The 25,331-nt window shown below is 37.7% G+C and carries 38 protein-coding genes, 2 tRNA genes, 1 other RNA gene and 2 pseudogenes; 30 read left to right on the top strand and 13 right to left on the bottom strand.

The window, feature by feature from the left end; genetic code table 11:
• Positions 1-200 precede the first annotated feature (200 nt).
• Positions 201-656: a hypothetical protein gene (locus MN869_RS18840; protein WP_243309063.1), complete on the bottom strand. Its 456-nt coding sequence runs from the start codon at positions 654-656 to the stop codon at positions 201-203.
• A 193-nt stretch (positions 657-849) separates the two neighbouring features.
• On the opposite strand from MN869_RS18840, the gene MN869_RS20440 reads away from it, so the two are divergent.
• The gene (locus tag MN869_RS20440; RefSeq protein WP_279324164.1) at positions 850-978 is read left to right on the top strand and encodes a hypothetical protein; all 129 of its coding nucleotides are present in this window, start codon (positions 850-852) and stop codon (positions 976-978) included.
• Here the strand turns inward: MN869_RS20440 and MN869_RS18845 are convergent.
• The 3 genes from MN869_RS18845 to MN869_RS18855 form a co-directional block, all read right to left on the bottom strand.
• Positions 975-1,199: a hypothetical protein gene (locus tag MN869_RS18845; protein ID WP_243309065.1), complete on the bottom strand. Its 225-nt coding sequence runs from the start codon at positions 1,197-1,199 to the stop codon at positions 975-977. The two genes, MN869_RS20440 and MN869_RS18845, sit on opposite strands and share 4 nt — an antisense overlap.
• An 80-nt stretch (positions 1,200-1,279) precedes the next feature.
• The gene (locus MN869_RS18850; protein ID WP_242725084.1) at positions 1,280-1,579 is read right to left on the bottom strand and encodes a hypothetical protein; all 300 of its coding nucleotides are present in this window, start codon (positions 1,577-1,579) and stop codon (positions 1,280-1,282) included.
• Between the two features lie 14 nt (positions 1,580-1,593).
• A complete protein-coding gene (locus tag MN869_RS18855; protein ID WP_242725081.1) occupies positions 1,594-2,256 on the bottom strand; it encodes a LexA family transcriptional regulator in 663 nt (220 codons plus the stop codon).
• A 123-nt stretch (positions 2,257-2,379) separates the two neighbouring features.
• Between MN869_RS18855 and MN869_RS18860 the strand changes: the two genes are divergently transcribed.
• The 22 genes and pseudogenes from MN869_RS18860 to MN869_RS18965 all read left to right on the top strand — a co-directional run bounded on the left by MN869_RS18860 (position 2,380) and on the right by MN869_RS18965 (position 13,408).
• Entirely contained in the window at positions 2,380-2,631 is a 252-nt protein-coding gene (locus MN869_RS18860; RefSeq protein ID WP_242725079.1) for a Cro/CI family transcriptional regulator, read from the top strand.
• On the top strand, positions 2,619-2,909 hold the full coding sequence (locus MN869_RS18865; RefSeq protein ID WP_242725077.1) for a hypothetical protein: 291 nt from the start codon (positions 2,619-2,621) through the stop codon (positions 2,907-2,909). The genes MN869_RS18860 and MN869_RS18865 overlap by 13 nt, the downstream gene beginning before the upstream one ends.
• 17 nt (positions 2,910-2,926) lie before the next feature.
• Positions 2,927-3,274, top strand: coding sequence for a hypothetical protein (locus MN869_RS18870; protein ID WP_242725075.1), 348 nt, complete (start codon positions 2,927-2,929; stop codon positions 3,272-3,274).
• On the top strand, positions 3,271-3,570 hold the full coding sequence (locus MN869_RS18875) for a hypothetical protein (RefSeq protein ID WP_242725073.1): 300 nt from the start codon (positions 3,271-3,273) through the stop codon (positions 3,568-3,570). Before MN869_RS18870 ends, MN869_RS18875 begins: the two co-directional genes overlap by 4 nt.
• Positions 3,567-4,154: a phosphoadenosine phosphosulfate reductase family protein gene (locus MN869_RS18880; protein ID WP_243309067.1), complete on the top strand. Its 588-nt coding sequence runs from the start codon at positions 3,567-3,569 to the stop codon at positions 4,152-4,154. The genes MN869_RS18875 and MN869_RS18880 overlap by 4 nt, the downstream gene beginning before the upstream one ends.
• Positions 4,117-4,422 (top strand): annotated as a pseudogene (locus MN869_RS18885) (hypothetical protein); the annotation flags it as partial. The gene MN869_RS18880 and the pseudogene MN869_RS18885, both read left to right, overlap by 38 nt.
• The gene (locus tag MN869_RS18890; protein ID WP_243309071.1) at positions 4,419-5,015 is read left to right on the top strand and encodes a type ISP restriction/modification enzyme; all 597 of its coding nucleotides are present in this window, start codon (positions 4,419-4,421) and stop codon (positions 5,013-5,015) included. The pseudogene MN869_RS18885 and the gene MN869_RS18890, both read left to right, overlap by 4 nt.
• A gap of 11 nt (positions 5,016-5,026) precedes the next feature.
• Positions 5,027-5,410: a hypothetical protein gene (locus MN869_RS18895; protein WP_243309072.1), complete on the top strand. Its 384-nt coding sequence runs from the start codon at positions 5,027-5,029 to the stop codon at positions 5,408-5,410.
• A 3-nt stretch (positions 5,411-5,413) separates the two neighbouring features.
• Positions 5,414-6,487, top strand: coding sequence for a major capsid protein (locus MN869_RS18900; RefSeq protein WP_243309074.1), 1,074 nt, complete (start codon positions 5,414-5,416; stop codon positions 6,485-6,487).
• 10 nt (positions 6,488-6,497) lie between these two features.
• Positions 6,498-6,848 carry a hypothetical protein gene (locus tag MN869_RS18905; RefSeq protein WP_243309076.1) on the top strand — a complete coding sequence of 117 codons (351 nt, stop codon included), beginning with the start codon at positions 6,498-6,500 and terminating at the stop codon, positions 6,846-6,848.
• A 5-nt stretch (positions 6,849-6,853) separates the two neighbouring features.
• Positions 6,854-7,195 (top strand): hypothetical protein, encoded by a 342-nt coding sequence (locus MN869_RS18910; RefSeq protein WP_243309078.1) that lies wholly within the window; start codon positions 6,854-6,856, stop codon positions 7,193-7,195.
• A 7-nt stretch (positions 7,196-7,202) separates the two neighbouring features.
• Complete coding sequence (locus MN869_RS18915; RefSeq protein ID WP_171553863.1) at positions 7,203-7,388, top strand: hypothetical protein; 186 nt, start codon at positions 7,203-7,205, stop codon at positions 7,386-7,388.
• Positions 7,381-8,133: a hypothetical protein gene (locus MN869_RS18920; RefSeq protein ID WP_243309079.1), complete on the top strand. Its 753-nt coding sequence runs from the start codon at positions 7,381-7,383 to the stop codon at positions 8,131-8,133. The genes MN869_RS18915 and MN869_RS18920 overlap by 8 nt, the downstream gene beginning before the upstream one ends.
• A 69-nt stretch (positions 8,134-8,202) precedes the next feature.
• Positions 8,203-8,772, top strand: a complete 570-nt coding sequence (locus MN869_RS18925) for a hypothetical protein (protein ID WP_243309081.1) — start codon at positions 8,203-8,205, stop codon at positions 8,770-8,772.
• 257 nt (positions 8,773-9,029) lie between these two features.
• Complete coding sequence (locus MN869_RS18930) at positions 9,030-9,410, top strand: hypothetical protein (protein WP_243309083.1); 381 nt, start codon at positions 9,030-9,032, stop codon at positions 9,408-9,410.
• Positions 9,410-9,925 carry a hypothetical protein gene (locus tag MN869_RS18935; RefSeq protein WP_243309086.1) on the top strand — a complete coding sequence of 172 codons (516 nt, stop codon included), beginning with the start codon at positions 9,410-9,412 and terminating at the stop codon, positions 9,923-9,925. The genes MN869_RS18930 and MN869_RS18935 overlap by 1 nt, the downstream gene beginning before the upstream one ends.
• Before the next feature lie 89 nt (positions 9,926-10,014).
• Positions 10,015-10,296 (top strand): hypothetical protein, encoded by a 282-nt coding sequence (locus MN869_RS18940; protein WP_243309088.1) that lies wholly within the window; start codon positions 10,015-10,017, stop codon positions 10,294-10,296.
• Positions 10,297-10,306: 10 nt separating this feature from the next.
• Complete coding sequence (locus MN869_RS18945; protein WP_243309089.1) at positions 10,307-10,936, top strand: hypothetical protein; 630 nt, start codon at positions 10,307-10,309, stop codon at positions 10,934-10,936.
• Between the two features lie 85 nt (positions 10,937-11,021).
• Positions 11,022-12,126: pseudogene (locus tag MN869_RS18950) on the top strand (tape measure protein).
• On the top strand, positions 12,119-12,349 hold the full coding sequence (locus tag MN869_RS18955; protein ID WP_243309090.1) for a hypothetical protein: 231 nt from the start codon (positions 12,119-12,121) through the stop codon (positions 12,347-12,349). The pseudogene MN869_RS18950 and the gene MN869_RS18955 overlap by 8 nt, the downstream one beginning before the upstream one ends.
• A 58-nt stretch (positions 12,350-12,407) precedes the next feature.
• Positions 12,408-12,791 (top strand): hypothetical protein, encoded by a 384-nt coding sequence (locus MN869_RS18960; RefSeq protein ID WP_243309091.1) that lies wholly within the window; start codon positions 12,408-12,410, stop codon positions 12,789-12,791.
• Positions 12,792-12,850: 59 nt separating this feature from the next.
• Positions 12,851-13,408 carry a lysozyme gene (locus MN869_RS18965; protein WP_243309092.1) on the top strand — a complete coding sequence of 186 codons (558 nt, stop codon included), beginning with the start codon at positions 12,851-12,853 and terminating at the stop codon, positions 13,406-13,408.
• A 154-nt stretch (positions 13,409-13,562) separates the two neighbouring features.
• Here MN869_RS18965 and MN869_RS18970 read toward each other — a convergent pair whose 3' ends face one another.
• Complete coding sequence (locus tag MN869_RS18970) at positions 13,563-13,895, bottom strand: hypothetical protein (protein ID WP_243309093.1); 333 nt, start codon at positions 13,893-13,895, stop codon at positions 13,563-13,565.
• Between the two features lie 139 nt (positions 13,896-14,034).
• Between MN869_RS18970 and MN869_RS18975 the strand changes: the two genes are divergently transcribed.
• On the top strand, positions 14,035-14,292 hold the full coding sequence (locus MN869_RS18975) for a hypothetical protein (RefSeq protein ID WP_243309094.1): 258 nt from the start codon (positions 14,035-14,037) through the stop codon (positions 14,290-14,292).
• Here the strand turns inward: MN869_RS18975 and MN869_RS18980 are convergent.
• On the bottom strand, positions 14,285-15,127 hold the full coding sequence (locus MN869_RS18980; protein WP_243309095.1) for a DUF6236 family protein: 843 nt from the start codon (positions 15,125-15,127) through the stop codon (positions 14,285-14,287). The genes MN869_RS18975 and MN869_RS18980 overlap by 8 nt on opposite strands.
• Before the next feature lie 36 nt (positions 15,128-15,163).
• Positions 15,164-15,349 (bottom strand): hypothetical protein, encoded by a 186-nt coding sequence (locus MN869_RS18985; protein WP_243309096.1) that lies wholly within the window; start codon positions 15,347-15,349, stop codon positions 15,164-15,166.
• Positions 15,350-15,502: 153 nt separating this feature from the next.
• On the opposite strand from MN869_RS18985, the gene MN869_RS18990 reads away from it, so the two are divergent.
• Positions 15,503-16,774, top strand: a complete 1,272-nt coding sequence (locus MN869_RS18990; RefSeq protein ID WP_243309097.1) for an N-6 DNA methylase — start codon at positions 15,503-15,505, stop codon at positions 16,772-16,774.
• Here MN869_RS18990 and MN869_RS18995 read toward each other — a convergent pair.
• The 4 genes from MN869_RS18995 to MN869_RS19010 form a co-directional block, all read right to left on the bottom strand.
• On the bottom strand, positions 16,771-17,424 hold the full coding sequence (locus MN869_RS18995; protein WP_243309098.1) for an MAE_28990/MAE_18760 family HEPN-like nuclease: 654 nt from the start codon (positions 17,422-17,424) through the stop codon (positions 16,771-16,773). The genes MN869_RS18990 and MN869_RS18995 overlap by 4 nt on opposite strands.
• Entirely contained in the window at positions 17,421-18,539 is a 1,119-nt protein-coding gene (locus MN869_RS19000) for a DUF262 domain-containing protein (RefSeq protein ID WP_243309100.1), read from the bottom strand. Before MN869_RS19000 ends, MN869_RS18995 begins: the two co-directional genes overlap by 4 nt.
• A 192-nt stretch (positions 18,540-18,731) precedes the next feature.
• Positions 18,732-19,040 carry a hypothetical protein gene (locus MN869_RS19005; RefSeq protein ID WP_243309101.1) on the bottom strand — a complete coding sequence of 103 codons (309 nt, stop codon included), beginning with the start codon at positions 19,038-19,040 and terminating at the stop codon, positions 18,732-18,734.
• A gap of 1 nt (position 19,041) precedes the next feature.
• Positions 19,042-20,256, bottom strand: a complete 1,215-nt coding sequence (locus tag MN869_RS19010) for an integrase arm-type DNA-binding domain-containing protein (protein WP_243309102.1) — start codon at positions 20,254-20,256, stop codon at positions 19,042-19,044.
• A 315-nt stretch (positions 20,257-20,571) separates the two neighbouring features.
• On the opposite strand from MN869_RS19010, the gene coaD reads away from it, so the two are divergent.
• The 5 genes from coaD to MN869_RS19035 all read left to right on the top strand — a co-directional run bounded on the left by coaD (position 20,572) and on the right by MN869_RS19035 (position 22,188).
• Complete coding sequence (gene coaD, locus MN869_RS19015) at positions 20,572-21,063, top strand: pantetheine-phosphate adenylyltransferase (protein ID WP_004805114.1); 492 nt, start codon at positions 20,572-20,574, stop codon at positions 21,061-21,063.
• 1 nt (position 21,064) lies between these two features.
• On the top strand, positions 21,065-21,328 hold the full coding sequence (locus tag MN869_RS19020; protein ID WP_005321387.1) for a YfhL family 4Fe-4S dicluster ferredoxin: 264 nt from the start codon (positions 21,065-21,067) through the stop codon (positions 21,326-21,328).
• Positions 21,329-21,354: 26 nt separating this feature from the next.
• Positions 21,355-21,710: RNase P RNA component class A (gene rnpB, locus MN869_RS19025), an RNA gene on the top strand.
• Positions 21,711-21,771: 61 nt separating this feature from the next.
• Positions 21,772-21,848, top strand: a tRNA-Met gene (locus MN869_RS19030).
• A gap of 263 nt (positions 21,849-22,111) precedes the next feature.
• Positions 22,112-22,188, top strand: a tRNA-Met gene (locus tag MN869_RS19035).
• A gap of 114 nt (positions 22,189-22,302) precedes the next feature.
• On the opposite strand, the gene MN869_RS19040 is transcribed toward MN869_RS19035, so the two are convergent.
• The gene (locus tag MN869_RS19040; protein WP_033134439.1) at positions 22,303-23,334 is read right to left on the bottom strand and encodes a hypothetical protein; all 1,032 of its coding nucleotides are present in this window, start codon (positions 23,332-23,334) and stop codon (positions 22,303-22,305) included.
• Positions 23,327-24,952, bottom strand: coding sequence for an NAD+ synthase (locus MN869_RS19045; RefSeq protein ID WP_033134440.1), 1,626 nt, complete (start codon positions 24,950-24,952; stop codon positions 23,327-23,329). Before MN869_RS19045 ends, MN869_RS19040 begins: the two co-directional genes overlap by 8 nt.
• Positions 24,953-25,331: the final 379 nt, after the last annotated feature.

Below are 25,331 nucleotides of genomic sequence, written 5' to 3' on the forward strand. Positions count from 1 at the left end.
GCTGTAAATGAGGTGTATTTTAATTCTAGTTCTTTGGCCAGAATCTCATGCTCAAAACTTTCCAATCCTGTGCTTGTATTTATCTGTAAACTTATAATTTGTAGAGAAAGTCTGAGGACCTAAACGGACGTGATAACGCCCTTGGTCATCGCGAGTAATGAACTCGCGAAATGGGGTAGTGAAGCGTTTTTTTTCCATGATTACCCCCGTACCATCTTATTTTTTTCGATATGGGCGGTAATGACTGAAATCATATTTCGGATATCATCAGCATTGGTGAAATCGCCGTAACTACCACCATCTGGGGTGAATACCTGATCAACAGCCAAGTTGGTGATATGAATTGTTGGTTGTTCTCCGCCAATTGCACCGTTCCATTCATCAACCAGTTCAAAGTCAAAGCTTGTATAAACTCTAAATCCATCAAGATTTACTACGGCCTGGCCAGTGGTTGTTGATGTGATTTGAACTGCTAACACGCCGTAAGTTGATTGTGTGTTTGCGTAGTTATATGAGGGCGATACTTCGACTGGCTTTGTTACTAATGCGTATGCACCAGTCAAAACACCAACACCGAAAGTTGCAGCTGCGCATTTTTTTAACAGACTCTTGCGAAATGCAAAGCTGCGATTGTGATTTAAAACATTTTGTTCCATAATCTACCTCATGTTGTGAAGAGCCCTGTTCGGTGTGAGAGTTGATCAGGGCTTTTTGCTGTTTATGAGGTAAAATATAACTATAGTTATTTTAATAGTCAAGAATATAATTATAAAATTATCGCTTTAGTTATAATTATGCTTTAATAGACAAAAGAAAACCCACACTGGGTGGGTTGTTTGGAGTTTCACTATGTTAGATCACAATGAAAAACTAAAACTGGTTATTGAATTTATTCAATCTGGTATCAATGACGCTGATGCAATAATTTTCAACATCAATAAAATCGAAGAAGAGCTCTTCAGTAAAGAGAATGATTAATCCTCTAAAAGCTTATCAATATCAATACTTGTGCGGCTAACAGTCTTGTGGCACTGGTTGTATAGCTTCAAATAATACTCTCTAGGGTTCTCTTGCTTGAACTTATCATTATTGTAATAAGTTTCTGCATAAGAAATTTTATCCATTAAATCAAAGGCAACCCTTTCTAATGAATTATCTTTGATCTCAATAGGTTTACTGATTTCAGTTTTGTCGACCACTTCATTTTCTCCGCCCGATCATTCTAAGGACTGTGTCGGGTTCACAGTTTTAGATTTTATACTTATTGAACCCAATACCTTTAAGCACTATATTTTTCCAAAAATTCATCTATCCATCCTTGTGCTACGTCAAGATTGGTTATATCAGCCAGCTTTAGATTGGTCTCTTCCGCTTCGTTAAATCCTTCAATTATTGCCTCAAAGATATTTGCTTCGTTAATAACTTCGCGTGCCATTTCAGCAGCGTCATAACTTTGCTTGGCTTTTTTAAGTGAAGCTATCTGTTTATCAATACCATCACCTATTTTTCCTAATGCCACCTTAAATTCTTGTTTGTTAATAGATAATGTTGTTTTGGATTTATTTAGTGTTGCGATCATTATTAAGACTTCCTTTAATATCTCGTGTATTTACCAACCACTTTTCCAACCAGTCGGCATGTATGGTCAAGAGACATGAGTTGTGGCTGCCAATTTGGATTTAATGGCTGCAGGTAATAATTACCATCCTCTGATATAAGTTTCTTAAAAGTAGCTTCGCTATCCCCGTTACAAGCCACCACCACCAAAGCACCAGTGTTTAATTCATCTATTTGATAGGTTGGATTAATGTAGATAAATTCATCAGCCTTAAAATCAGGTTCCATAGACGCACCTTTTACAATTAATGCAAAGCCGTTTGCACCTGCTCTTGAATCATAAGGTATCCAGTCTATGGCGCTAGACAGGTCACTAGACAGCACGTAACTAAAGTCACCAGCTTGCACCCAGGATAAAACAGGCGTTTGCCGTGAACTTTCATTGGGAGTCAAATCAATAGGTGGAACAAAGTTCATGTGCTGGGGTTTTCTCTGATCTTCCCCGTTTCCAGTTTGAAGCCAATATGCGTCAACACCTAAGAACTTAGCAATAGCAGGTAGAAATGAAGATTTCTGATTTTTACCTGACTCGAGTGCTTGATAAGCAGGTTGAGACATTTTTACTGCCTCAGCTACTTCAGCTTGTGTCTTTCCAGCTTTCTTTCGAGACTCTTTTAATCTCTCTTTAAGTGTAGTCATAAACCGCGCATCGCTTTTTTAAATCAATATATAACCTTGGTTATAAGTAATCAAATAACTATAGTTATTGACTGATAATAACTATAGTTATAATATGGCTATATCTTTACACAGGATATAACCATGAGTGAGTTACATAAAAACATCTATCAATCTTTGGTTGATCACTTTGGAGGGCAAGAAAATACAGCCAATGCCCTAAAAGTCTCCCAACCATCAGTATCCGGATGGGTACGACAAAATAAAAACATGTCTGAACTCGTAGCGATCCGTGCTGAAAAGGCTACAGATGGGAAATTCAAAGCAGTGGATTTATGCCCATCCCTAAAGGAATTCCAAACCCCGATTGTGGAGTTACAGCAATGCAGAACATAAAACCAAAGCTTTTAGAACCTTTGACGACACGCGTACCTACCGAAATAAAGCAGCTAGTAGATGATCTGGCTGATGGTAATCGAGCGAAATGGATGAGAGAGGCCATTGATTTAAAACTTCAAATTGATTTAGGCCAATCATCAATCGAATTGCTAAAGAAATCAAAGAATACAAAGTATTCAAGCGAATACATAAATGTATTCAAAACAATTATTTCCGTATTCCAGATAAGCAAAAAGCCCGAAGTTGCAATTCGAGCTTTGAGCAGTGTTCATTAATCAAGGGGATCAAGAACATGACAACTATATCAAATCAAGAAACAGCGGACAAGTTTAATCAAGACTTGTGTTTTTTAATCGCTACACAAGCGAAAAAAATCACAATTCCTGCGGTTGCAGATCATGAAGGCTATAGAAGCATGACGGTGACATTGCCATGGGTATGTATGCACTGTGGCGGTCCACGTGGCGAAATTAAACCAGGCATGAGTTATGACGGTGGTTTAAAAATGCAGGTTGATATGTGGGACAACCCATGCGGTCATCTTGAGAGTTATGCGGATGTACGCGTATTTGTGGCCAAGTACCGTGATCAGCTGAAGCACCTAGAGCAAGCGATTGATTCGCAAAAGGAGGTTTCATGAATAGTTCTTCTAAACTTCCTGAACACAAACAGATCCAAGCAATCCAGTCGTGGTATGAGCCAGCATTAAGAACCTTAAATAATTTGTTAGATGTTCGAAAAGCCAATTTACGCAAAATCAATCGTGATGAGGCAAATGCTGCAGTAACTCGTGATGAGCTTGTCGAGGCATTACACCAAACCCACCGCATGAGCTACGGCGATGCTGGACTAATTATCTCAAGTCTAATTAGGGCAGACAAAATCATAATGTTCGGTCGATTCATTCAAGTGAAAGACCAGGGCGGTGATGCATGAAAAAACCTTACCACATTAGTTTTAGTGGTGGGCGTACATCTGCTTACATGACGTACTACCTGCTCAATAACTTTAGTCACACGTATGACTTCATTGTCACTTTTGCAAATACGGGCTTGGAGCATGAAAAGACTATAGAGTTTGTCCGTAACTGTGATGATCAGCTTGGTTTCAATACGGTTTGGTTAGAACCTATCATACATCCTGAAAAGCGTGTAGGAACCACACATAAAATCGTTTCATTTGAGACAGCGACTCGGAATACAGATCTCTTTGAATCAATGATTGAAAAGTATGGCATTCCAAATATTGTCTACAAGCACTGTACACGAGAATTAAAGATCCGCCCGATGGATTCCTACCTTCGAAGTTTAGGGTTAAAGCCAAAAAATATACCCACGGCGATTGGCATACGTGCTGATGAATCGAAGCGTTGTGCTGGCGATGCTGAACAAAAGAATTTTGTATACCCATTGGTTACAGATCATCCAGTTGATAAGCAATTCATTCTGGACTGGTGGTCACTACAAGAATTCGATCTTGGTTTACGCGAAGATGAAAACACCAGCACAACGGTTTTCTGAAAACAAAAATTCTAATGGCCAGCAATCGCATTCTGAAAACACCATCCCTGACGTGATTACCTTTGCGTCAGATAAGCAGCTGTATACCTTTGCAAGACAATTGGTTTTTCATCCTGAAATCAAAGATTCATTTTGTGGACGTGGCGAGGAATGGCAGCAAGCCGCTAAACGCATGGCAACTCTGATATCAGATCCTGTTCAACAAAAACCATATATCCCATACCTATTCGAATTGGGCTTTAAACAAACCAAGGGAGCTGCAGCATGACCAAAAATGGATTAACACAAAACTTGGTCATCTGTGTTCACACTGGCAATGACCACAAGGGCTTTTCAGTTTTGATGACAGATGTGGTTCCGGATCTTCATGTGGCTGGTAATAGCCAATGCTTTCCATTGTATTTGTACGAGGAAATTAAGGTGCGCTCAGATAAACATTTTAACAAGCAAGAGGACACAGACGTGACCGAGTTAGAACAACTTAAAGCTGATAATCAAAAGCTGACAACCGAACGTGACAATGCTGTAACTGAATTAAAGCAGTTCAAGGAATCGAAACGTTCTGAAGATATCGCTGCACTTGAAACAGAATTGAAAACTCAATTCAGTACAGAGGATAAAACTGCATATACAGCAATGGACGATACAACATTTGCTTTTGCTTCTAAGCAACTTCGCCAATTCTCTGCAGGTGGTCAAGGTGGGCAACAAACTCCGAATACAACGCCAGCGAATCAACCTAACCCAGCATTAGCACACCTGTTTACTCATCAGGCCAATGGTGGATCGGCAGGTGTAGGTCAAGCACAAGGTTCAACACTTGATCAAGCCTTTAACCAGTTTGCAGCAGCACAGAAATAAAGGAACCAATCATGGGAAGCACAATTACACAAACAATCGAAAGTCGCCAACTTGTGGTTGGTGATGGCGTACGTACCGAAAACGTAAAGCCAACAACGGCAACAGCTTACAAACGTGGTGACTTAATTGCTGTTAGCGCAGCAAATGTTGCTACACATCCTGCAGTTACAAGTGGAGTGGTTGGTGACTGGCATGCCATTGTCATAGAGGACATGACGGTGGAGCAATCCACGTACCATGCAGCGAATGGGCTTGAAATGCCGATTTATGTGCAAGGGGCTTTTGATATTGCTGTGGTAACAGTTAATGGTACCAAGCTCACTACCAATCAGGTGGATGCAGTCCGAGCACAGGGACTAAAGAACAAAATCGAATTACGCAAAGTCGTGGGGTAAATCATGAGCGTTAGTTTTACATTTCAAAATGCACCAGTCGAACTGTTGGATATTCCTCAGCTCGTTTTATTAACTGACACCACTAAAAAGGTAGATACATGGTTGATGGATCGTTTCTTTCCTCAACGTGTTTCTTACTCTAAAAAAGAAGTGCCTGTGGGTGAGTTGAATACAGCCACACCACTTGCACCATTTGTAAGCCCGAATGTTGCAGGTCGCCAAATCAATGTTGCTGAATCAGGCAAAGTTGGTTTTGTTAAACCGGCTTACTTAAAGCCTATGGTGACAATTGTGCCTAGTGATGTTCAAGATTCGGCATTAGTAACTCAGTTACGCCGTTATGGGATTGTCGCAACAGGATCGAATCGTTTAAGTGATGCTGAATTGCTATTAATTGATCAGGCTCAAAAGGCGATTTATCTGCGTCAGTCGATTGAAAATCGAAAACTACTGATTGCCCGTGATGTTTTGCTTTACGGCAAAACCACATTTGCATCAGCGGATTTCCCATCATATACCGTTGACTACAACCGCGATTCAGCATGTAACTTTGCACCGTTAGTGAAGTGGAATCTTGCAAATGCTACACCAGTTCAGGATATGCAAAGCATGATCAATATTTCTGTTGAATATGCGGGTGTTGCACCTAATCTGGCATTGACCTCATCTAAGGTATTTAATGCCTTAATCCAAAATGATGAGTTTAAGGAAAAGTTCATTAAACCTTATGCTTCCATTAGCGTGCCGATTACACCGACATTTGATGATCCATCTAAACCACAGTTCCGAGGTACGGTTGATAATGTACAAATTTGGACTTATGACGGGACTCACAATATGAATGGAAATGTAGAGCGTTTCATTCCCGAAGATTTCTTCGGCATGGTGACTGACGCAAATGGATGGATTGCTCATTGTGCGATTCAGAATATTGAAGCTTTTGGGCAACCTTTGGAATTCTTTTTGAATCAATGGCAGGAAAAGAATCCATCAAGTATTCAAATGCTGGCTGAATCCTCACCACTCGCTGTACCTAACAATAAGAATGGTTTGGTTGGTGGTCGTGGCTTTGTTTAAGGAGAGCTAAATGCCAAAGTACATTGCAAAACAATCCATTGGTCATTTTAGACCAGGTGAAGAAATCCAAGGGCTTGAAGTTGATCATCTTCAAGCCCTTTTAGTTTCTGGTGTCATTGAAGAGTACAAAGCACCAGAGCAAACGCCGTCTGATGAATCAGCAAGTGATTTGAAAAAGCTCTTAGGTGAGGTAGCGGATCTGAAGGCATCCAACACGCAACTTACTGAAGAAAAGGACAAAGCCTTAGGTGAGGTTGCGGATCTGAAGGCCAAAGTCACAAAACTGGAAGCTGATTTAGCTGCAGCATCGGCTAAAACACCTAAGGCTGATAAAACAGCGGATACACGCCGTTCTCGGTAGATGACATGCTTGAGTGTTCTGCGGTTGCGCCGTCAATCAGCATCATCTATGTGGATGATCGAGTGGGAGAGTCAGCAGGCAATGGTTCAGCAAGTGTTGTTTACCAACAATGGCTTGTTGTGCTGTGCGTTGAGGAAGCCGGTTCACAGCTTGAAGATACAACGCTGATCCGAAATGCTGCCAGTCCGATGATTGTTGAAATATTAAAGCGTATGCAAGGTTTTAATCCTCAAATTGCAGGATTCAAACAATTCAAGAGAGCAAATGCGGGTGTGCAGCACATGTCAGCAGCGGGCAAGTTATGGTTGCCGTATTTGTTCGAGTGTCAATTAATTAATAGCTTTTGAGGTCCTTATGTCCAAGCTATATGAAGCAGTAAAACCAATCGGGCGATTCGTACCAGGTGATTTTGTAGCAGGTCTATCTGATTCAGAGATTCTGGAACATTTAGGCAAGGGAAACATTAAAGAACATGTGCCTGAGCCAGTTGAAACACCCAAAGCAAAACCTACTAAAACGGAGGCCAAACTAGATGGCTAAAGACTATATTTCATTACAGGGTATGTTTCATTTAGCCCCGATCGTTAACGGTGTTGTTGGTGCACTTCGAGAGCTGGGCAATATGCCAGAATTTGAAGTTGAAATTACAGCCGATGTTCTTGAGCATCAAGAAAGTACCTCAGGACAGCGAACAACCGATTTCACCATGGTTCAAACGACTGGTGTGACTTTCTCAGGTACCATTGAAGAGGCCAATGCAGAGAATATTAAATACATTCTTTCAGGTGAAAACTTTGAAATTCCATCTGAAACCGTCACAGGTAAGTCATTGGGTACTGTTGTGGCCAATCAAATGATTTTGCTTGATGCATACAACTTGTCAGATGTGGTGGTAAAGGATTCAACAGCAACACCAGTTGAAGTTGCATCCACTAAATATGTTCTTGATCCAGTATTTGGAACAATCAAGTTCACCGATGTTGCTGGCCTGACTATGCCGCTAACAATGGATTTCAAAACTGGTGCCGTAACTCAAACCACAATTGCATCTGATTTAGAGCAGGAATATCTGCTTTACTTTGCAGGGGTGAACACGGCGAATGGCAACAAAGTAGCAATGAAGTTATGGCGAACTAAAAAATCACCTGAGGTAACTTTCCCATTGATTCATGAAGAGCTTGGGCAATACCAGATTCAAGGCCAAGCACTTTCTGATATTTCCAAGGCTAGCGATTCAAAGCTTGGCTTATATGGCCACTTTGTGAATATTCCTGCAACGCCGTAAACCAAATAACTACAGGCACAGGGGCGCATAAGCGTCTTTTTTTGTGCCTGTACTTTTAGGATTTTTTCTATGAATGACTTTTTTATTGTAAACAATGAATCATTGCCCCACACATTCATTGATCAAAAAATTGAAGTGAAGCAGATCCAAGTGAAAGACTTAGCTCGATTTTCAATTTATGCAATTAAGATCAAAGATGCTTTAGAAAGTTATTCAATAGAAACAATCACGCCGTTAATCGAGCCTCAGATGCTCAATATCATGGGTTTGGTTTCAATAGCGACAACATTAAGCCCTAAAACGTTTATCGAGAATACGGCGCAAACAAAGGCCATTGCAGAGCTTGTTCTAAAGATCTTTGAAGTGAATGAGACATACTTTAAAAAAGATAAAATACATAATAGGACAAAAAAAGAAACAAAAGAGGTCAGTTGGTTTCGTTCATTCGCTTACTTGATTAAGAGTGGCCATAGACACAATGACATCATGGACATGACATACGGCGCTTTCCTGCACTACGTGAAAGAGGCACAAGCATTGGAACGGCAGCAAATCAAATCGTATGCAATTGCTACTCGTGTTGCGAATAATGCAAAGCAGCAGGGGTGGGATAAGTTTTTAAAACAGTTGGATAACTAAAACCCTAAATGAAAGACTAAAAAATATGCTATAAATCATATTGTGTACAAAATATGTGCTGAAATCGAGTTTTAATAACAGCACATGTTGAAACAAAGATTCACTTGTGGTAACGGAATCTCATTGACAATAATCCTAAATATGCTAATTTTCACAAAATAGAATGGGTACAATTGTAATTTGAAGTTTTGTACTCACGGATTTGGATATCAGGATTGTTATCTAAATTTTTTTAACTCATCTGTAAGTTATTTTTTATGAGTGAAATAGAATTGAATGATTCACAAGGCACCGAGCAAAGCTATTCTTGGGCTAGAGCAGTCAGAGATATCGGTGTACACGCGATCAATACGGGCCAATTCCCATTTTTTGGACTGTTGGTGGTAGTTCTTGTATTACTGTTTAAGCTACCAGCAGAAACATTGAGTGAAATTTCCTTAGAGTTTTTCAATAACTTTAAGGAATATGTTGTTACGGGGTATAGCCTTTTCGTCATGACTTTAATACTTACATGGGTTTATATAAAAGCGTTGAGAAAACGACATGTTGAACAATTATCAAAACAAAATGATTTGATTAGTCAGCTTAAAGATGAGTTGCAACTTAAGATAGGCAGTCAAACAACAGGAGAAATATAATGAGTATTCTTTTGTTAGTCTTGTTCTTATTGGCGATCATACATCTTTTTTATCAAGGTGTTATTTTAAAAACCAATAATGAACTTTTTGAAGCAGATATGGATTTGTTAAAGCATGAATTTGATATTTATACGCTTAAGCAAAATGAGAGTTTTAATGGTTCTGAAAAAGAATATATAGAACACACACACGAATTCATAAAAGACTCTAAATTGATGGGTCGCAGACTTACAGCTGTAGAAATGATCTTAAGTTTTGCAGATTATCAATCATCTAAAGAATTCGACAGTGGTGTTTCGAAAAGTAGGTCATTTAGAGCAATGAATTCTAAAATTTGGGATTTTAATGTAAGTGCGTGTCGACTAATGGCACGTAACGTGACTTCCAATGGTAGTCTAATGTTATTCGTATTATCTCCTTTATTATTTTTGGTGCTTCTATACACTATTATCTCTGGGCGAAAGCTGAGAACAATTGACCAAAATTTAGAAAGGTTTTCAACAAAGCACTGCTAAGACAATTAACCCACTTCGGTGGGTTTTTTAATGACTTCATTTCATCCATTTGATAAATTATGTGCGATAAATAACAAATGGTTGATTAAATGAAATACTTATTAGTAGGGGCTTTGTCTATTTTATTATCTGTAAGTGCATTTGCTTACGACACAAAGTCAATTAGAACATCAACAGAGGCTGTTTTCTTGGGGGATACAGAAGAAAGTATGCTATCCAAACTTGGCAGATCAAAACCACGTTACTTTGTGTATAACGAAAACGGCGAAGTTTGTGCAGCTACAGAGTATAAATACGAAATTGATATGTCTTTATATACTGTCATTATCTGCAACAAGAAAGTTTTTAAAATTGATGTAAGAAGTAAGTGAGATAATAAGAATGGATAATTCAAAGACACACAAAATGATAAACATTATATCCTGGGTGGTCGGGGTTTTCCTTATTTTGAGGGGGATTACATTAATATCCAGTAGTATTTTAGGTGCACTTTTGACAATAGTTGGAGCGATCTTTTTGCTGCCTATAGTTCAAAATAAAATATCTATTTTACTCAATAGAAAAGTTGCTAAAAGTGTATTCATTGTAATATGGCTAATATTAACAGTGTTTTCTGGAATGGCATTCCGTGCTTCTGATGTAAGAGCATTAAAAAATGGAACCGCTAGCCAAGAATTAATTGCACAGGAAGAAAAGTTGAAAAGTTATAAAGAAGAGAGGGAGAGGGGTGAAAAGTTAAGGGAAGAGCGTTTATTAGCTGAGGAAAAAGAACGTGAATCTCGAAAATACAATACTCCACCTTCTTCAAGCATGGGTTTTGATGAATGCAAACAAAAGGCTCTATCTGTTCAACTGGCAGTAGCTGGAACGGAATACAAATCCGCTGTATTGGTTGATTCTGATATAGCCTATACAGCACGGGTTTGTACTAACGATGGGAGTATATTGATTACGTGTAGTGCTATTGATAGAAAAATGATAACCACAAAATCGAAAGACTGCCCAATTTAACATCAATTATTACATTGCTTAAAAGTATTGTGAAAGTTAATTAAAACCTGCTTATGCAGGTTTTTTTTCATCCAGAGGAAAGTGCATGGCTACTAATAGCTTAGATTTTTTATTGAATTTAAAGGCAAACACCACTGGCTTTGATCAGGGTATTAATGGTGCAAAGTTCGCTGTGAATGCACTTGTAGGTGCAATGGCAGCACTTGGCGTTGGTTTAGGCGTAAAGGAGCTTGCTGAAGCTGCTGACAGTTATGCAAATCTTTCAGCACGTATTCAATTAGCAACTAAAGATACAGGTGATTTTAAATCAGCAATTGCCGGTGTTCATCAGATTGCTCTAATTACAAATTCAAGTCTTGATTCCACTGCTGAGCTTTTTGCTAAATTAAATACCGTTGCCAAAGATATGGGTATGACCCAGCAACAAGCATTAGATTTAACTAAAACTGTAACTCAGGCTATCAAACTTGGTGGAGGCTCAGTTCAAGGTTCTGAAGCTGCAGTCCAGCAATTCATTCAAGCCATGCAGGGCGGTGTTCTTCGTGGTGAAGAATTTAACTCCATGATGGAGAATGGGTACGGATTAGCCGAAGCCTTAGCCAAAGGGTTGGGAGTAACTACTGGTGAACTCCGCAAGATGGCCGAAAACGGCGAATTAGGTGCAGAGCGCGTACTAAAAGCATTAGAAAGCCAAAAGGGAGCAATTGAAGCTGCCTATGCTGAATTGCCTAACACTATTGGAAATGCTCTGCAAAAAATTGCAACGTCTTGGCAAATTGTTATTGGTGGCATGGATCAAGCAACTGGGGCATCAGCAACAGTTGCATCGTGGTTATCGTCAAGCTTTAACTCCTGGTTCAGTTACCGACCACACCACACCACTCTTAAAAGAAATGGAGGATAAACGCATAGGCACTGCAGGTGATGTACTTCAAGAGTCGATCAATAGTTCATTGCTTACATCAATTTCGGTGATGCATAGCAAGGGCCGTGAAGTGCTGGCCAAAGCCGGGCTTGTAGAGAATCACAGTTTGTTGATGCCAATTACTCAACAAATCGGCTTGTGCTTACCTGGCGAGCTAGTTGCTTTTAACGGCGATTGGTGGGGCATAGTCGATGGTGTCAGTGGTTCATTTACGCATAAGCTTGTGAATCAAACCGTATCAATTGAGAGGGTGAATCGTGAGTAATATCTTTAACCGGTTCTTTGATATGTTGCCCAAAACACCTGAGTTTATTGGAACAATTCAAAGCGCAGATCATCCAAATTACAAGGTATTAGTGGCTGACGGTACAGGGCTTGTGCTTTGTACCAGTGCCACAGTATTTAGCGTAGGAGCGAAAGTATATATTAGCGGAAATGACATAAAGAGAAGTGCGCCTGAGGGCGTTGTATATCAAATCGAAGTATAGACCTAATGAAATAAAAATAGCCGCTTAATTGCGGTTTTTCTTTATCTGGAGAAAGTAAATGGCAGAGCCAGTTAGTAGTAGCGCAGGGGCGGTAGCAATCAAAATGTATGGCTTAGCAGCAATTATCGCTGTTGTAGTTTTATTGGGGTATTTAGTTGTTGTAATGACTCGCATGCCGCGCTCTCGTAGTGAGTGGGTAGTGAGTCTGATAACAACGGTTATAGGCAGTATTGGTGCAGGTGGATTTATCATCCAGCATTTCGCTATGCATGATTATGCAACCACCTGGGCGGGGATGTGTGCGATCGGTGGGATTTTCTTTACAACAGGTTTACCGTTTTGGGCAATCATTCGTTGGACCTTTAACTATGTGAATGATCGAGAGGACGCAACGATTTTAGAAGTCGGCAAAGAGCTAAAAGATTTTAAAGACAATTTTTAATAGATCCAGAAATCAAATGCCGCCGTATGGCGGTTTTTTCACATCAAGAGGAAAGTAGGATGGATAGAAAACCATTTTTTGATGCTGCACGGGTGTTAGCTGGCGGCAGACTTACACAAGCCCAAGTTGATCAATTGAATAAGGCCGCAGATGGTCTTGTGACTGGATTAAGCATGACAACCAGTCAGACAGGCATTAACCTAATCACAAGTTTTGAAGATCTGGAATTAAAAGCTTATCTTTGCCCTGCAGGTGTCCGGACCATCGGCTTTGGTACAACGGTTTATCCTGATGGCACTAAGGTTAAAAAAGGTGATACCTGTACCGTAGAGCAAGCTAAGGCATATTTTGCTTATGACCTTAAGCGCTTTGAAAACGCTGTAAATAGTGCTTTAACAATTGTTGTCAATCAGAATCAATTTGATGCTCTTGTATCTTTAACCTATAACATCGGTGAGACAGCATTAAAAAAATCAACTCTATTAGCCATACTAAATAAAGGTGATTTATCTGGCGCTGCAGAACAGTTTGCAGTCTGGAATAAGGGCAGGGGTAAAGTCTTGAATGGCCTTGTTCGTCGCCGTGCAGCCGAGCGTGACCTATTCTTAAAAAAGTAATTTATCACTGTGGGCGCTCAGTGATTTCATTTATCTTTAGCGCCTGTATCTTGTGTCTATTGCCTTCATGCTGCATACACTATCAATAACAATGTACAAGAAGGCTATGTGTAAAAGCGCTTTGGGCTTAAGAGGTAACAGATAGTTAATTAATTCAGATTAAGTAAGTCACCTTATTATTATCAACAGTTAAAACTTTTTTCCTTTTTAATAATTCTATTACCTTTAGCCTTTCATCTTCAGAAATTGATCCTTTAAATTGAAACATTGCATCAATAAAATTCATCAAAGATTGCAACTTTCTTGGGCGACTTTTTAGTAGGCGCTCAATAATATAAGAAATATCAATATTTACTTCTTCTTTTACTTTTTCAACATATTGCTCTTCCTCTTCCTTTCTTCCATTTTGAATAAGTAGTTGAGCAAGTCTAAATTTATCTCTGTAGCTTAATTGAAGAGTTAAGTCTTTTACTTCTTCATAGTTCATGTTATCAAGTATTTAAGTTGAAAATAGGATTTATTTTAATTGGTGAAATATTTAAATCAAGATTTTATAGAAAAAATAATAGTAAAAGCCCTCTGATGAGGGCTTTATTTTTTGGTTCATACTGGGATTAGGAGACAATATGAAATTTTTTGAAAGACTTTTACGAAATAGACTTTTTCTTCGAAACCTAACAGGAAAACTATTTATAGTGGCTGGTTTAGATTTCTTTAGCTTTTCGGAAGTAGCTTCGGACGTGGTTAAAATTGAAGAGCCAATCTATATAGTATTTTTAAGCCTAAAGCATGGAACTTTAATTGTACTTCTGGATGAACAGAATTTTACTAAATTAAAGGAATACTCTGAAAATAGTAAAATTCCGTTCAGAAAAATTACCTAGGAACTATTCCATCCTTAATACTTGATTTAATATAATTTAAGTGTGTATCTGCGGTCTGTTCTTTTAAAATTGTAGTAATTACTCTTTTAGCTGTTACGGTTATTCCACTTACAACAGTTAAGTTTGGGAATGTTGACAATGCAATATCTGCAGTCGCTACTGAACTAACTTCTGCAATATCAAGCTTGAGCTCAGAAATCAAATTTTTGAAAAATAATTTGTTAGGGAATTTTTCATTCATAGACTGTTTTAAGTCGTTAATTGATTTTTCAAAATCATTGAGAACTTGTAGTTGTTTTAAATCTTGTGAATGTTGCGTGTTGACTATATCAAAATATAATTCTGTAAGATACTTGTGCAAACTTGCTAATTCATCTTTTCTTTTTTCTTTAAATTCCAAAAGATCATAGATATTTATATTAGTTGGGTAAGGTAAGCAATTTGCTAATCCAACCCTTATAGCAGATTGCTTGATGAAAGGTGCCCCACTGAACCCATCAAATGTATTTATAATATTGTGATGTATAGTAAAATCTGAATCAGTTTGTGTTTTTTTGAAATATTTGTAGGTGTTGATAAGTTCCTGAGTTGCAATACTTTGAAAATCACCACTCATCATCCAATTTGTTTGGACTGTTGGTCTTATTACTATTCCTGCACTTAGAAAATCACTTTCTTGAGGCAGCTCATTATAGATTGCATTGTTACATGGTATAACAACCTGATCCCAATATAGCGAGTAATACAATAAGTCATCTATTGTTAGTATTTCAGTGACTTGGCCCATTTGATTGTAAAATGATCCATAGTTAGCCGTAATAATTGCTCTTTTCATTGTGAGAACCTATATTTTATTAAATTTAAATCGATATCAATCAATATTGCCAATTAGTGGTACAAGTTGCGGTCCAGCCAATCTAGTCTTTTCAATTATCTCTAATAGCTCATCATAAGATAATTCGAATTTATCTTCACTATCAAAAACATACTCGATGTTCTTTGCTGTCAAATCTGCTGGCTTTTCTGGCACAAAGCACTTAGGATCTGTGTAAACCATATAAAATATCTAAAATATATATATTATTGTTTCTGCAGTTTAATTTTTATATAAATATATTATTTTCATTAAAAACAATAATTTAAATTTTAATCTGTGGTTTTTTATTGTTTTAAATGTTAAAATTTTTTCAAATTTTCTGCAGTTTTCTTAATGAATCGACTGATTAGCTTAAACGAAAGTTTAAAAGTTGCTATTGAACAAACAAATTTAATGTCATTGGATGCCGCAATTGATTTAGATTCAATTGACTTGGTCTTAAGGGAGCTTTTGACAATTGATGAAATGCGTGAAGCGGGAAGTTTTTTTACTGGACAAATCTTAGCTACTGCTACTGTAAAAAATCTTTTAAGGGCAATCACCTTTGAGTCAGTGGTACTAGATCCAACATGCGGGGCAGGAAACCTGCTAATTGAATGTTCTAGAGTTTTAGGTGTTGAGAGGAATTTATCAAATACATTACAGAAATGGGGGACGGTTCTGTGGGGATATGATATTCATGAATCTTTTGTGGAGTCGACTAAATTAAGATTAGTAATTGAAGCTCTGAGACGAGGTGTGCAAAAAGATTGTACTTTAGAGGAAGCCTTATCTTTTCTAGTTAATATTAAAGTTAAAGATGCTTTAACAATTACTAAGAAAGATATCTTTCAGGTTACACATGCTATTATGAATCCACCATTCTCAATTTGGCCATCTCCTAATAAGTACTATTGGAAAAGTGGGAAAATAAACGCTGCTGGGATTGTTTTTGACCATTTTATAAGAATTTTACCTGAAGGTTGTTGTTTTTCGGCAATCCTACCTGATGTGCTAAGATCTGGAAGTAGATATCGTTTATTTAGAGATTTTTGTTCTTTAAAAACTATTGCTACTTGTCAAGTTTGGGGAAGATTTAATAAAAAAACAGATGTAGATGTTTTTTTACTATTTGGAAATATAGTTACTGAAGATCAGAACATACAAATCAAATGGCAAGAATCTTTTGGAAACTATATACCGTTATCTGAAAAGTTTGAAGTTCGAACAGGGCCTTTAGTTGCTTATCGCGACCCAGAAATCGGGCCTGAATACGCATATTTTCATTCAAGGAATACTCCTTCATGGGAAACTCTATCCATGGCAAAAGAAAGGAGACGATTTAAAGGTACAGTTATTTCTCCTCCATTTATAATCGTTAAGAGAACCTCTAGTCCTGGGGATAAATATAGAGCCTCTGCTAGTTTAATTGATTTAAATGAAATGGTAGCTGTTGAAAATCATATGATAGTAATAAAACCTAAAAATAATTCTTTAGCTGAATGTAATAAATTGATGAAAATATTAAAATCAGAGAAAACTAATAATTTTTTAAATAGTCGAATTCGCTTACGACATTTAACTGTTCAGGTGATTAAGGACATACCAATAAAGAAAACCTCTTAAGAGGTTTTCTTTAAATAATCATGATTACTTACAGCATTTTTAATCAAATTTTGAAATAGCTGAATCATATCTAAAAGCTCATTTTCTAGTTCATTGTAGGTGTCAATAATATCATCAATTGGTAAAAATTCACCGTGGGCAATATGATTTCTACATCGTACTAGCTTTGAGTCTATGAAATTTTGCTTTAGTTCATAAGACTTATCATCTAAACCTAATTGTTTAAGAATGTTTAGAACAATGTCATATTTCAAATTGGATTCCACATCTATTACAATCGCTTCATCAATATTAAACTTTTCATGTCTAGGACTATGGATGTAATCAAAAATTTCTTTTTGAGATGGAAATTTTTTGATGGAAAAACCTTGTTTAAAGCGATCGTTAAGACTTAACAATAGAAAGTTTTCTTTCAATTGTTCATAACTATATCCCTTATGATTCAAGTAGTTTAGGTAAACTAAGGCACAATGTTTAATATGACCTTCCCAATGCGAGTAAAGCAAAACTACGGCGGCCCTTATGAGAATATTTCTTTCATGGTTTCTAGTACCTTGAATTAAGAATTTTAAAGTGGTGAACTCCCGTTTTCTCCAAGCAATATCATGATCAATACTTGAGTCTAATTCATAGGCGGTGCGGATTTTCATTTTAAAATTTCTTGCCCTATTGATGCCATCTGAATCATTCTATCAAGCGGTCGAACTCTTTTTTCTTGAGAGCTTATGAATTTTTGATTGGCAGTTAATTCTTTTGTGCTACTTTTGAATAGATTAATTAATGTTGGATCATCGTATTTATGGGATTCAATAAGTTTAGATAAGGCAACAGACATTGCCTCGAATACAGGCAGAGATAGTGGACCTTCATACTTTTCTTTAGTGTGATTGAATTTTTTAAAAGCATCCTCACCAAGAGCTGAGCTTGCTATCCGAAAAGTATGTAAAAAAACTTCTTTTTCATGATTATAATTGAAACTGCTCTTCTCTTGAAAGATTCTATTTAATTCCGCATTGAGATATGGTGCTACATCTGTATGTTCTTTTCTAATTTTTTCGTCACTGTAACGTTGAATAAAGAATCGTGTTGCAAGTTCTTGATCATAACACTCTTCAGTTTGCTTATCTGAAATTGGCAATGTATTAGAAAATTCTGCATTAGTTGTTAAATCTTTTAACCAGAAGTAAGCTTCTCGATTTTGCATTAATAACATACAATTACGTACTTCTTGATCCGAAAGTTTAGAGCCACCAGTATTCAACCTTTGGAAAAGTTCAAACTTTGTATCATTATCACTCTCTCTTTTTATAATTTTAATATCAATTTTTTCACGTTTAAAAATACGCTTTATCTCTATGTCAACTTCAGATTCTGGCGAATGAGGGTTTTCCCATACTTTATTCTCTAAAGCGGATAAATACTTGGTTTTCTGTAAAGTTAGGGGTTTTAGAAGTTTTCCATCTTCATCTTTTAGTTTTCCTAGAAAAGAGAGAATAGTTGAAATACGTTGTAATCCATCAACTACATCCCAAATACCATCTTTTCTTTGAGCTACAAAAATTGAGGGTAGGGGGATTCCTAATAAAATAGATTCAATTAACTTACTTTTCTGTTCTTCAGACCAACGATAAACACGTTGAAATTCAGGGTGAATATCAAGCTCCCCGTCATCATACAAATTGATAAGCTCTCCGATTGACATTGGATAAGAGTCTGTATGTACTTGCATACGCGCATTTTCAATTTGTTCTAGTAAAGAAGTCATAGTTTCCTCTATTTAGTTTCATTGGTAAGTGATTATTTTATCTGAATATTGATCGTAGTTTCATAGGTTTTTTAAATTTTTACTGTCTGAAAGAGCTTCAACTTTTTTGTTGATATGCATAATCTGGCTTTGTTATATAAATTAATAAATTGAGCTAGACTTCTAGCTATGAGTTCATAGTTTGCGCACATATTAAACTGGATTTAAAAAATTATAGATTTTAATTTCATTTTCTAAATAAATTAATACGGATTCTTGTGTAGGAAGTAAAGATATTTCTATAAATAAGTTTTTTAAAAACGTGTCATCGATTGGGAGTATTAAATTTAGATCATTTGGGGCTGTGTGATTTCTCCATTTTCTGGATGGAATATAATAGTAAAAATCTACTACGCCTTCTCTTTTAACAAACCTGCCAATATTGAGATTGTATCCTGTAGCATCTTCCGGGCGAGACTGAATTTCATTTTTAAATTTTTCAATAGAATTAATAATATTCATCTCATGTGCCCCAGCTATCCACAATATCAGCCCAATCTTGCATCATTTTACGCCTTGGTTTTAAGTGCTTAGAATGATCGTACGAAGCTTTTGTTTTGTTTGATTCAGCATGCGCTAATTGCTTCTCAACCCAAGCCTCTTCGTATCCTTTCTCATATAATAGTGTTGAAGCTGTAGCCCTAAAATCATGGGTTGTGACACCTTTTAGACCAATGTACTCCAACATGCTATTAAGGGTTTCCTTTGCCAACATGCCTTCATTCTTCTTGCTGTAAATAGCAGGGAATACCAGTATTTGATCACCAGAGATTTCGTATTGTTGTTTTAAAACGTTAAAGACTTGATCTGAGATAGGTAAAACATGAACTCTGGATGCTTTCATTACCTCAATAGGGAAAGTAATTAATCTAGATTCAAAGTCTATCCAAGACCATTCCATCTTTCGAATCTCAACAGCACGAAGCATTGTGTATAAAAGAATGAAACCTGCATTCTTTACAGTTTGAGTGCCATTGTATTTGGGTAGCCGGGATCTAGCCTTATACCTTTCTTCTTTCGTAAGTGCCCTAGCATGATTAACACGTGGTCTTTTAATAACATCACGAACAGCATAGGTTGGGTCATTCTCTGCCCTTAGCGTAGCAATAGCATAACGAATCACAGCCCCAAGAAATCTTCTATTCTCAAGAGCAGCAGATGCGCCAGTAAACCTGCCGTTAGATTCTTTCACAACACGATCGACAGTATTGTTTAAAATTTTCAATACGTCAGCGGCGGTCACATTACTAACATTCTTCTTTCCTATAACTGGTGAAATGTCCTTTTTTAAAGCAACGTCAAATTTCTCCTGGTATATTTCCGATTTTGAACCCATTCTTTTTAATTTGAATTCTGCAGCAATTGAATCAAACGTATTTAAAGTTTCAGCCAAAGCTTGTGCTTTAGTATTTTTACGATCTTCGACTGGATGAATCCCTTTAGCTAATTTAGCACGCATCCCATCTTTCAATGCACGTGCATCGGCCAGACCTATGGACGGGTATTCACCTAGACTCATCGATGACTCTTTACCCTGAAAGACGAATTTAAAACGCCACACCTTTGCACCAGTAGGCCGTATCTCAATGTAAAGCCGATCTGCATCAAGGATTCGATAAACCTTGTCTTTAGGCTTTAAGGTTTTAATTTTAACATCAGAAAGTTTTACAGCGGCCATTATGGGTAATCAAAGGATGTGTTACCCGTATTATTACCCGTTTTTGTTGTGAATTAAAACAAACTAAAAAGAACTAAAAGGAACATCAATTATTATAAATCAATAAGTTGTAATGAAAAAAAGAACTATAAAGAATTGTAAAAAACTTAAACACGTATAATTTTTTACAACTGTTGCTTGCGCCATAATTCAAACTTCCACAATTACAGCTATTGTGCCGTAAAACGCAACCTTTTTCCAATGTTTAGGAATTTCGCGTTTAGAGCCAAGATTTGTTAAAATACGCTCCTTATCTCATTAACTAGAGTACAACGCATGTCTAAAACACGTGTGATTTATCCGGGGACTTTTGATCCAATTACCAATGGACATGTTGATTTGGTTGCAAGAGCATCAAAAATGTTTGATGAAGTTGTGGTTGCAATCGCGATTGGTCATCATAAGAATCCTGTGTTTAGTTTAGAAGAGCGTGTTGAATTAGCCAAAGCATCATTGAGTCATTTGACCAATGTTGAGTTTGTTGGTTTTGATGGTTTACTGGTTAATTTCTTCCGTGAACAGCGTGCAACAGCCGTACTCCGTGGTTTAAGAGCAATTTCTGATTTTGAATATGAATTTCAATTGGCGAATATGAACCGTCAACTTGATCCACATTTTGAATCAGTCTTTTTAACTCCCTCTGAGCAATATTCATTTATCTCATCGACATTGGTAAGAGAAATTGCTCGTTTAAAAGGTGATGTGACCAAATTTGTGCCTGCCATTGTGGTTGAGGCCTTTGAACGTAAACATCAACAAGGTTGGTAGCGTGTCTTTATATATTACAGATGAATGCATTAACTGTGATGTCTGTGAACCTGTTTGTCCCAATGAAGCCATTTATATGGGTGAGCTGATTTATGAGATCGATCCTGCACTCTGTACAGAATGCATCGGTCATCATGATCAGCCACAGTGTCAGTTGTTTTGTCCAGTTGATTGTATTCCGCTCGATCCGCAACATGTCGAATCGCATGATGACTTGATGGCGAAATACAAAAAGTTAACTGCGCAAAAAAATGCGAGCAATTAATTTCGATCTTTGATAAGATGCGCCACGAAGTGGGCTGGACGGTCGCTGCTGTGGAGGTCTCCGTGACTGAAACAGGGGAGGAAAGTCCGGGCTTCATAGGGCAAGGTGCCAGGTAACGCCTGGGCGGCGAAAGCCGACGGCAAGTGCAGCAGAGAGTAGACCGCCTCATTCGTGAGGTAAGGGTGAAAGGGTGCGGTAAGAGCGCACCGCGTGTCTGGTAACAGTTCACGGCAAGGTAAACCCCACCAGAAGCAAGACCAAATAGGAATCCTGAGGCACGGCCCGTGCTGGATTCGGGTAGGTCGCTTGAGCGTATGAGTGATTGTACGCCTAGAGGAATGATCGTCCTCGACAGAACCCGGCTTATAGGCCCACTTCTCAAATTTTTTAAAATTGTGCTTGACGTGTGTATTGAAAGTTAAGATAATGCGCCCACAGTTTTCGGCTATGTAGCTCAGTTGGTTAGAGCACCGCACTCATAATGCGGGGGTCACAAGTTCAAGTCTCGTCATAGCCACCATTTTATAGACCACGCTCCTGCGTGGTCTCTTTTTGTCTGTAGTTTTTGTAATCTTCAAAATAATCTTTTGACACTAGATTCTCTGGTTATTTTTAATTGAATAAAAGCTCATTCATGACTCAATTTTGTCGTTGACGCAGAGATCTGTTGAAATTTGATCAATTGATGGCTGATAGCATAAAAACTGTTCATATGTTCTATATTTTCAAGGTCATAGACTTGACCAACTGAATCGAAAACTAGATAATGCGCACACAGTTTACGGCTATGTAGCTCAGTTGGTTAGAGCACCGCACTCATAATGCGGGGGTCACAAGTTCAAGTCTCGTCATAGCCACCATTTTAAAAACCACGCTCCTGCGTGGTTTCTTTTTGTCTGGATTTTGCTCGAAAAAATAATGCATCAGATATGCAAAAGCCTGTAAATGAGTTATTCATTTACAGGCTTTATTTTTTATAGATGCTTTTCGATGCTGGCGAGGGTTTGTGGGCTTTCATAGAACGGTTTTAGGATCAGCGTAATAATCGGTTCTAATACGCCGTGCTCATCTAATGCTTTCACAACTTTTGGATAGAATCGCACAGCCTCATTCAGCAGGTCAGTTTCTTCTAAGCCAATTGCAGCAAAAACATCTTCCAGACTTTCATCTTTATAGAAGTCATAAAACACCTTAACACCGTATAAAATCAAATCTTGTATGAACGTGGACTGGCGTAATTCTTTCCAGTACTCGTAAATCATCACGAAGAACTCTTCTACATCCAGTGGTGTCACTTGTTTGGTGTATTCTGATAAAGGCTGGGCTTTGTTGTCGTCCCAGATATTGCGCGCAAGGCTCTCAAGGTCATCATTTGAAAGCAAGCTGAGATCAACCAGTTGTTCTTGAATGAATCGACCAATACTTTCTTCAATCTTTTGTTCAATACGCTGCTGTTGGCGATGCGAAAAGCTTTTTAGTTTTTGTTGCCATTCGTATTTGCTTTCAGAAATATGCGCTTCATCTGACTGAGCAAATAATTTTGGTAATTTGTTTTGTAGTGTTGTGGTGGCGATGTATTGGCACAACTGCTGAATCGAAGGGCTTTCTTTTAAAAACTGATTTAAATAATGGCGAATATTTTCCAGCTCTAAAAACTTGGATAGCCACATTTCAAACTGGTGATCTGAGAATACGTCTTGTAACTGTGCAGATGACTGTAAAGAAAAGACATGCAGTCTTTGTGCAATTTCTCCAATAAATTCTAACAGACCTGCACCGAGTTGCATTTCAAATGCATAGCGTTTTACAACCGCCTGAATTTGTTCTAATTCAACCACTTCCTTGAGCTGAATATTAGGTGCATGTTGGAGAAAAAGTTGAATAAATTGCTGGAAAAAATCAGCAGAAAGTTGAGTGGTGAGTTGATTTTTATAAAATGAAACTTGCTCAAGCATTAAAGCTTGAGCAAGTAATTGTGACTTTTCAGAAACAATTTTTTCAGTCATTCGCGGTCCATCCATTGACGATCGGGTAGCGTCGCTCACGACTGAAGGCACGTGAACTAATACGTGGTCCAATCGCACCCTGACGACGCTTGTATTCATTACGATCTACCAAGCGAATGACTTTTTCGACCACTTCAGCTTCGTAGCCTTTGGCGATAATATCTGCTTGGCTGAGATCTTCTTCAATATAAGCATATAAGATGGCATCAAGTACATCATAAGCAGGTAATGAATCTTGGTCTTTTTGATCTGGACGAAGTTCTGCTGATGGTGGACGAGTAATCACACGCTCTGGAATCACAGGTGTTTCTTCAAGCGTGTTACGGTATTTTGCTAATTCAAATACAATGGTTTTATACACGTCTTTCAGCACTGAAAAACCACCAACCATATCGCCATAGAGGGTGCAATAGCCTACCGAGATTTCAGACTTGTTGCCTGTAGATAGCACGAGATTACCAAATTTATTAGATAAACCCATCAGTAAAGTACCGCGAGTACGTGCTTGTAAATTTTCTTCAGTTGCATCAGCAGGGGTATTACCAAAGAATGGGAACAAGGTTTGCATGAAGCTATTTACGATTGGGTGAATCTCGGCAATACCAAAGGTGACGCCCATACGACGTGCTTGTTCAGTTGCATCTTCTACACTCATTTGTGAGGTGTAGGTATAAGGCATCATTACAGCCTGTACTTTATCTGCACCAATGGCATCAACCGCAATGGCCAATGTTAAAGCTGAATCGATTCCGCCAGATAAGCCAAGAATCACACCTGGGAAGCCAGAGCGTTGCACGTAGTCACGTGTTGCCATCACTAAAGCTTGATAAATCTCGGCAAAAGTTTCTAATGTAGGAATCGCATCAGTTGCTTTGAACTGTTTTTGTTCTGCATCATATTCAGCGTAAGCAAGCGCTTCTTGAAAGCTTGGTACTTGCAGTGCAAGTTGGCCGCTATTATTGCTGACAAAGCTTGAACCATCAAAAATAAGGTCGTCTTGTCCACCCACTTGGTTGACATAGACAATATTTAGACTCAATTGTTTTGCAAGTTCATTGAGGGTTTGAATGCGGTGTTGTGGTTTGCCCACTTCATACGGTGAAGCATTTAAGACCAGAACTGTTTCAACATTCAATTGACTGAGTTGTTTAACGGTATTCAGTGACCAAACATCTTCACAAATCAAGACACCGAATTTATGGCCTAGATATTCAAAAACAAGATGTTGATGACCTTCTTGGAAATAGCGTTTCTCATCGAACACGCCATAATTTGGCAGGTTTTGTTTGTTATAAACACCTAAAACTTGCCCGTCTTTCATGACAGCAGCGGAGTTATAGCGATGACCATCCTCAGTTTGGTGCACAAAACCGAATACCATCAAGATATCTTTTACTTCGCTTAATTGGGCAAACGCTTTTTGAGTGCGCTTTTGTAGATTTGGGCGGAGTAATAGGTCTTCAGCAGGGTAACCAAGCGTAGAAAGTTCAGGGAAGATGATCAAATCAGCCTGTTGTTGTTTCGCTAAATTTGCTTGCTCAACCATCTTTTGAGTATTTGCATCAATATTGCCAATGTGCGGAGAGAATTGAGCAAGGGCAACTTTAAAATTTTTCATTCAAACCTAATCCTAAGTCTTAACAAGTTCTGATATACAAGTTGTTGATTTATATGGGTATAATTATTTAAAACAAGTGTATATCATGGCGCCAAACATTTTATATCTTAAAGAAAAATGACAAGTTTACTAATATATACTAAATGCACATTTTTCTGCGTAAAAATAACAAGTTTTTCTGTATAAAACAGCAACATTTCTCAATGTTTGCGTGATTATGGTGCATGATTATAAATAAATTGAATAGAGTCATATAAAGTTTTTTTCATGTCATTTTCGCATGTAAGCATGACACCCTAATTACAAGATCAACAAACAATAAAAAATTGAGAAAAAAGAACAACTTTAGGTTTTTACTTTACATTTAAAAATATTTAAA

This window comes from Acinetobacter sp. NIPH1876 (assembly GCF_022808535.1).
Taxonomy (GTDB): domain Bacteria; phylum Pseudomonadota; class Gammaproteobacteria; order Pseudomonadales; family Moraxellaceae; genus Acinetobacter; species Acinetobacter higginsii.

Excerpts from the sequence above, each read along its gene's own strand:
- MN869_RS18900 (WP_243309074.1), top strand. The coding sequence starts at position 5,414 with ATGAGCGTTAGTTTTACATTTCAAAATGCACCAGTCGAACTGTTGGAT.
- MN869_RS18945 (WP_243309089.1), top strand. The coding sequence starts at position 10,307 with ATGGATAATTCAAAGACACACAAAATGATAAACATTATATCCTGGGTG.
- MN869_RS18925 (WP_243309081.1), top strand. The coding sequence starts at position 8,203 with ATGAATGACTTTTTTATTGTAAACAATGAATCATTGCCCCACACATTC.
- MN869_RS19010 (WP_243309102.1), bottom strand. The coding sequence starts at position 20,256 with ATGGCCGCTGTAAAACTTTCTGATGTTAAAATTAAAACCTTAAAGCCT.
- MN869_RS18970 (WP_243309093.1), bottom strand. The coding sequence starts at position 13,895 with ATGAACTATGAAGAAGTAAAAGACTTAACTCTTCAATTAAGCTACAGA.
- MN869_RS18910 (WP_243309078.1), top strand. The coding sequence starts at position 6,854 with ATGCTTGAGTGTTCTGCGGTTGCGCCGTCAATCAGCATCATCTATGTG.
- MN869_RS18850 (WP_242725084.1), bottom strand. The coding sequence starts at position 1,579 with ATGATCGCAACACTAAATAAATCCAAAACAACATTATCTATTAACAAA.
- MN869_RS20440 (WP_279324164.1), top strand. The coding sequence starts at position 850 with ATGTTAGATCACAATGAAAAACTAAAACTGGTTATTGAATTTATTCAA.
- MN869_RS18840 (WP_243309063.1), bottom strand. The coding sequence starts at position 656 with ATGGAACAAAATGTTTTAAATCACAATCGCAGCTTTGCATTTCGCAAG.
- MN869_RS18860 (WP_242725079.1), top strand. The coding sequence starts at position 2,380 with ATGAGTGAGTTACATAAAAACATCTATCAATCTTTGGTTGATCACTTT.
- MN869_RS19005 (WP_243309101.1), bottom strand. The coding sequence starts at position 19,040 with ATGAATATTATTAATTCTATTGAAAAATTTAAAAATGAAATTCAGTCT.
- MN869_RS18915 (WP_171553863.1), top strand. The coding sequence starts at position 7,203 with ATGTCCAAGCTATATGAAGCAGTAAAACCAATCGGGCGATTCGTACCA.
- MN869_RS18870 (WP_242725075.1), top strand. The coding sequence starts at position 2,927 with ATGACAACTATATCAAATCAAGAAACAGCGGACAAGTTTAATCAAGAC.
- MN869_RS18905 (WP_243309076.1), top strand. The coding sequence starts at position 6,498 with ATGCCAAAGTACATTGCAAAACAATCCATTGGTCATTTTAGACCAGGT.
- MN869_RS18975 (WP_243309094.1), top strand. The coding sequence starts at position 14,035 with ATGAAATTTTTTGAAAGACTTTTACGAAATAGACTTTTTCTTCGAAAC.
- MN869_RS19040 (WP_033134439.1), bottom strand. The coding sequence starts at position 23,334 with ATGACTGAAAAAATTGTTTCTGAAAAGTCACAATTACTTGCTCAAGCT.
- MN869_RS18980 (WP_243309095.1), bottom strand. The coding sequence starts at position 15,127 with ATGAAAAGAGCAATTATTACGGCTAACTATGGATCATTTTACAATCAA.
- MN869_RS18855 (WP_242725081.1), bottom strand. The coding sequence starts at position 2,256 with ATGACTACACTTAAAGAGAGATTAAAAGAGTCTCGAAAGAAAGCTGGA.
- MN869_RS18865 (WP_242725077.1), top strand. The coding sequence starts at position 2,619 with ATGCAGAACATAAAACCAAAGCTTTTAGAACCTTTGACGACACGCGTA.
- MN869_RS18895 (WP_243309072.1), top strand. The coding sequence starts at position 5,027 with ATGGGAAGCACAATTACACAAACAATCGAAAGTCGCCAACTTGTGGTT.
- MN869_RS18930 (WP_243309083.1), top strand. The coding sequence starts at position 9,030 with ATGAGTGAAATAGAATTGAATGATTCACAAGGCACCGAGCAAAGCTAT.
- coaD (WP_004805114.1), top strand. The coding sequence starts at position 20,572 with ATGTCTAAAACACGTGTGATTTATCCGGGGACTTTTGATCCAATTACC.
- MN869_RS19000 (WP_243309100.1), bottom strand. The coding sequence starts at position 18,539 with ATGACTTCTTTACTAGAACAAATTGAAAATGCGCGTATGCAAGTACAT.
- MN869_RS18920 (WP_243309079.1), top strand. The coding sequence starts at position 7,381 with ATGGCTAAAGACTATATTTCATTACAGGGTATGTTTCATTTAGCCCCG.
- MN869_RS18985 (WP_243309096.1), bottom strand. The coding sequence starts at position 15,349 with ATGGTTTACACAGATCCTAAGTGCTTTGTGCCAGAAAAGCCAGCAGAT.
- MN869_RS18990 (WP_243309097.1), top strand. The coding sequence starts at position 15,503 with ATGAATCGACTGATTAGCTTAAACGAAAGTTTAAAAGTTGCTATTGAA.
- MN869_RS18960 (WP_243309091.1), top strand. The coding sequence starts at position 12,408 with ATGGCAGAGCCAGTTAGTAGTAGCGCAGGGGCGGTAGCAATCAAAATG.
- MN869_RS18965 (WP_243309092.1), top strand. The coding sequence starts at position 12,851 with ATGGATAGAAAACCATTTTTTGATGCTGCACGGGTGTTAGCTGGCGGC.
- MN869_RS18890 (WP_243309071.1), top strand. The coding sequence starts at position 4,419 with ATGACCAAAAATGGATTAACACAAAACTTGGTCATCTGTGTTCACACT.
- MN869_RS19045 (WP_033134440.1), bottom strand. The coding sequence starts at position 24,952 with ATGAAAAATTTTAAAGTTGCCCTTGCTCAATTCTCTCCGCACATTGGC.
- MN869_RS18935 (WP_243309086.1), top strand. The coding sequence starts at position 9,410 with ATGAGTATTCTTTTGTTAGTCTTGTTCTTATTGGCGATCATACATCTT.
- MN869_RS18995 (WP_243309098.1), bottom strand. The coding sequence starts at position 17,424 with ATGAAAATCCGCACCGCCTATGAATTAGACTCAAGTATTGATCATGAT.
- MN869_RS18940 (WP_243309088.1), top strand. The coding sequence starts at position 10,015 with ATGAAATACTTATTAGTAGGGGCTTTGTCTATTTTATTATCTGTAAGT.
- MN869_RS18880 (WP_243309067.1), top strand. The coding sequence starts at position 3,567 with ATGAAAAAACCTTACCACATTAGTTTTAGTGGTGGGCGTACATCTGCT.
- MN869_RS18875 (WP_242725073.1), top strand. The coding sequence starts at position 3,271 with ATGAATAGTTCTTCTAAACTTCCTGAACACAAACAGATCCAAGCAATC.